The organism is Levilactobacillus fujinensis (assembly GCF_003946335.1).
In the GTDB taxonomy this organism is placed as follows: domain Bacteria; phylum Bacillota; class Bacilli; order Lactobacillales; family Lactobacillaceae; genus Levilactobacillus; species Levilactobacillus fujinensis.
Genome location: NZ_RHNX01000068.1, coordinates 1 through 4,822, shown reverse-complemented (window position 1 = coordinate 4,822; position 4,822 = coordinate 1). Strand labels below are relative to the sequence as shown.

The 4,822-nt window shown below is 49.8% G+C and carries 2 rRNA genes; both read left to right on the top strand.

What is annotated here, in order from left to right:
- Window positions 1-87 precede the first annotated feature (87 nt).
- Window positions 88-1,653 (top strand): 16S ribosomal RNA (locus tag EKM89_RS13455).
- A gap of 226 nt (window positions 1,654-1,879) precedes the next feature.
- Window positions 1,880-4,798: ribosomal RNA gene (locus EKM89_RS13450) — 23S ribosomal RNA — on the top strand.
- The 16S and 23S rRNA genes sit together here, the layout of an rRNA operon.
- The last annotated feature ends 24 nt before the right edge of the window (window positions 4,799-4,822 follow it).

The following is a 4,822-nucleotide window of genomic DNA, read 5'->3' as shown; positions in this document are numbered from 1 at the left end:
GTATCAAACCCAAAATATTTATTTGCGAAGTCAATTCGCTTTAAAAAATGTAACAACAATCGATGAGCTATTCAAGCACATCATCTATAAGATGAGAGTTTGATCCTGGCTCAGGACGAACGCTGGCGGCATGCCTAATACATGCAAGTCGAACGAGCTTCCGTTGATTGAGGTGCTTGCACTGATTTCAACACCGAAGCGAGTGGCGAACTGGTGAGTAACACGTGGGAAATCTGCCCAGAAGCAGGGGATAACACTTGGAAACAGGTGCTAATACCGCATAACAACAAGAACCGCATGGTTCTTGTTTGAAAGGTGGCTTCGGCTATCACTTCTGGATGATCCCGCGGCGTATTAGTTAGTTGGTGAGGTAAAGGCCCACCAAGACAATGATACGTAGCCGACCTGAGAGGGTAATCGGCCACATTGGGACTGAGACACGGCCCAAACTCCTACGGGAGGCAGCAGTAGGGAATCTTCCACAATGGACGAAAGTCTGATGGAGCAATGCCGCGTGAGTGAAGAAGGGTTTCGGCTCGTAAAACTCTGTTGTTAAAGAAGAACACTCTTGAGAGTAACTGTTCAGGAGTTGACGGTATTTAACCAGAAAGCCACGGCTAACTACGTGCCAGCAGCCGCGGTAATACGTAGGTGGCAAGCGTTGTCCGGATTTATTGGGCGTAAAGCGAGCGCAGGCGGTTTTTTAAGTCTGATGTGAAAGCCTTCGGCTTAACCGGAGAAGTGCATCGGAAACTGGGAAACTTGAGTGCAGAAGAGGACAGTGGAACTCCATGTGTAGCGGTGGAATGCGTAGATATATGGAAGAACACCAGTGGCGAAGGCGGCTGTCTAGTCTGTAACTGACGCTGAGGCTCGAAAGCATGGGTAGCGAACAGGATTAGATACCCTGGTAGTCCATGCCGTAAACGATGAGTGCTAGGTGTTGGAGGGTTTCCGCCCTTCAGTGCCGCAGCTAACGCATTAAGCACTCCGCCTGGGGAGTACGACCGCAAGGTTGAAACTCAAAGGAATTGACGGGGGCCCGCACAAGCGGTGGAGCATGTGGTTTAATTCGAAGCTACGCGAAGAACCTTACCAGGTCTTGACATACTATGCAAACCTAAGAGATTAGGCGTTCCCTTCGGGGACATGGATACAGGTGGTGCATGGTTGTCGTCAGCTCGTGTCGTGAGATGTTGGGTTAAGTCCCGCAACGAGCGCAACCCTTATTATCAGTTGCCAGCATTAAGTTGGGCACTCTGGTGAGACTGCCGGTGACAAACCGGAGGAAGGTGGGGATGACGTCAAATCATCATGCCCCTTATGACCTGGGCTACACACGTGCTACAATGGACGGTACAACGAGTCGCGAAGTCGTGAGGCTAAGCTAATCTCTTAAAGCCGTTCTCAGTTCGGATTGTAGGCTGCAACTCGCCTACATGAAGTTGGAATCGCTAGTAATCGCGGATCAGCATGCCGCGGTGAATACGTTCCCGGGCCTTGTACACACCGCCCGTCACACCATGAGAGTTTGTAACACCCAAAGCCGGTGAGATAACCTTCGGGAGTCAGCCGTCTAAGGTGGGACAGATGATTAGGGTGAAGTCGTAACAAGGTAGCCGTAGGAGAACCTGCGGCTGGATCACCTCCTTTCTAAGGAATATACGGAGGCTACACATACTTTGTCGAAACAATGGTCAGTTTTGAGGGGCTTACCTCTCAAACTTGTTCTTTGAAAACTAGATATTATCAATTATTTTCTTATTAATTATTTTTATTAAAGATAATTAAACCGAGAACACCGCGTATTTTGAGTTTTTTAATTAGTTTATAAATATCGCTAATACTCAATTAATCAACGATTACGACGTAATCGTTAGGTTAAGTTATGAAGGGCGCATGGTGGATGCCTTGGTACTAGGAGCCGATGAAGGACGGGACTAACACCGATATGCTTCGGGGAGCTGTACGTAAGCTTTGATCCGGAGATTTCCGAATGGGGAAACCCAGCTATCTTAATCGATAGTTACAACTTAGGGAATACATACTTAAGTTGAGGCAGACGTGGGGAACTGAAACATCTAAGTACCCACAGGAAGAGAAAGAAAAATCGATTCCCTAAGTAGCGGCGAGCGAACGGGGAAGAGCCCAAACCAACGAGCTTGCTCGTTGGGGTTGTAGGACTGAACATTTGAGTTACCAAAGTCAATGATAATCGAAGTGTCTGGGAAGGCACGGCATAGCGGGTGATACCCCCGTAGATGAAATCGTTGACCCTCAGTTCAGGATCCTGAGTACGGCCACACACGTGAAACGTGGTCGGAATCCGGGAGGACCATCTCCCAAGGCTAAATACTCCCTAGTGACCGATAGTGAACCAGTACCGTGAGGGAAAGGTGAAAAGCACCGCGGAAGCGGAGTGAAATAGTTCCTGAAACCATGTGCCTACAATTAGTTAGAGCCCGTTAATGGGTGATAGCGTGCCTTTTGTAGAATGAACCGGCGAGTTACGTTAATTTGCAAGGTTAAGGTGTAAAGACCGGAGCCGTAGCGAAAGCGAGTCTGAAACGGGCGTTTCAGTAAGTTGATGTAGACCCGAAACCAGGTGACCTATCCATGTCCAGGTTGAAGGTGCGGTAAAACGCACTGGAGGACCGAACCCGTGTATGTTGAAAAATGCTGGGATGAGGTGTGGATAGCGGTGAAATTCCAAACGAACTTGGAGATAGCTGGTTCTCTCCGAAATAGCTTTAGGGTTAGCCTCGGAGTAAAGAATCGTGGAGGTAGAGCCACTGTTTGGACTAGGGGCCCGTCATGGGTTACTGAATTCAGATAAACTCCGAATGCCACTGATTTATATCCGGGAGTCAGACGACGAGTGATAAGATCCGCCGTCGAAAGGGGAACAGCCCAGACCATCAATTAAGGTCCCTAAATACATGCTGAGTGGAAAAGGATGTGGAGTTGCATAGACAGCTAGGATGTTGGCTCAGAAGCAGCCACCATTTAAAGAGTGCGTAATAGCTCACTAGCCGAGTGATCCTGCGCCGAAAATTTACCGGGGCTAAGCATGTTACCGAAATTATGGATGCGACCAATAGGTCGCGTGATAGGAGAGCGTTCTAAGGGCAATGAAGCCAGATCGTAAGGACTGGTGGAGCGCTTAGAAGTGAGAATGCCGGTATGAGTAGCGAAAGATCAGTGAGAATCTGATCCACCGAATGACTAAGGTTTCCTGGGGAAGGCTCGTCCTCCCAGGGTTAGTCGGGACCTAAGCCGAGGCTGAGAAGCGTAGGCGATGGATAACAGGTTGATATTCCTGTACTAGTTAATCATGTTTGAACGATGGAGGGACGCAGTAGGCTACGGTATGCGCACGATTGGAAATGTGCGTTCAAGCGTCAAGTCTGGTGATGAGTCAAATGCTTATCGCTAAGGACAAGGCGTTACGAGGACCGAATTTTAGTAGGGAAGTGCCAGACGTCACACTGCCGAGAAAAGCTTCTAGTTAGTGATTAATTACCCGTACCGCAAACCGACACAGGTAGTCGAGGAGAGTATCCTAAGGTGAGCGAGTGAACTCTTGTTAAGGAACTCGGCAAAATGACCCCGTAACTTCGGGAGAAGGGGTGCTACACGCAAGTGTAGCCGCAGTGAAAAGGCCCAGGCGACTGTTTATCAAAAACACAGGTTTCTGCAAAATCGTAAGATGACGTATAGGGGCTGACGCCTGCCCGGTGCTGGAAGGTTAAGTGGATGAGTTAGCTTCGGCGAAGCCCAGAAATGAAGCCCCAGTAAACGGCGGCCGTAACTATAACGGTCCTAAGGTAGCGAAATTCCTTGTCGGGTAAGTTCCGACCCGCACGAAAGGCGTAACGATCTGGGCACTGTCTCAACAAGAGACTCGGTGAAATTATATTACCTGTGAAGATGCAGGTTACCCGCGACAGGACGGAAAGACCCCATGGAGCTTTACTGTAGCTTGATATTGGGTGTTGACACAGCTTGTACAGGATAGGTCGGAGCCGTAGAACTCGGAACGCTAGTTTCGAGTGAGGCGCTGGTGGGATACGACCCTCGCTGTGTGAACACTCTAACCCGCACCACTAATCGTGGTGGGAGACAGTGTCAGGTAGGCAGTTTGACTGGGGCGGTCGCCTCCTAAAAAGTAACGGAGGCGCCCAAAGGTTCTCTCAGAATGGTTGGAAATCATTCATCGAGTGTAAAGGCAGAAGAGAGCTTGACTGCGAGACAGACAGGTCGAGCAGGGACGAAAGTCGGGCTTAGTGATCCGGTGGTACCGTATGGAAGGGCCATCGCTCAACGGATAAAAGCTACCCTGGGGATAACAGGCTTATCTCCCCCAAGAGTCCACATCGACGGGGAGGTTTGGCACCTCGATGTCGGCTCATCGCATCCTGGGGCTGTAGTCGGTCCCAAGGGTTGGGCTGTTCGCCCATTAAAGCGGTACGCGAGCTGGGTTCAGAACGTCGTGAGACAGTTCGGTCCCTATCCGTCGCGGGCGTAGGAAATTTGAGAGGAGCTGTCCTTAGTACGAGAGGACCGGGATGGACATACCGCTGGTGTACCAGTTGTGCCGCCAGGCGCATCGCTGGGTAGCTATGTATGGATGAGATAAACGCTGAAAGCATCTAAGTGTGAAACTCGCCTCGAGATGAGATTTCCCATTCCTATATGGAAGTAAGACCCCTGAAAGATGATCAGGTAGATAGGCTGGAAGTAGCAGCGCCGTGAGGCGTGGAGCGGACCAGTACTAATCGGTCGAGGACTTAACCAAGTTGTAAAACGTGGTGTTCTCAAA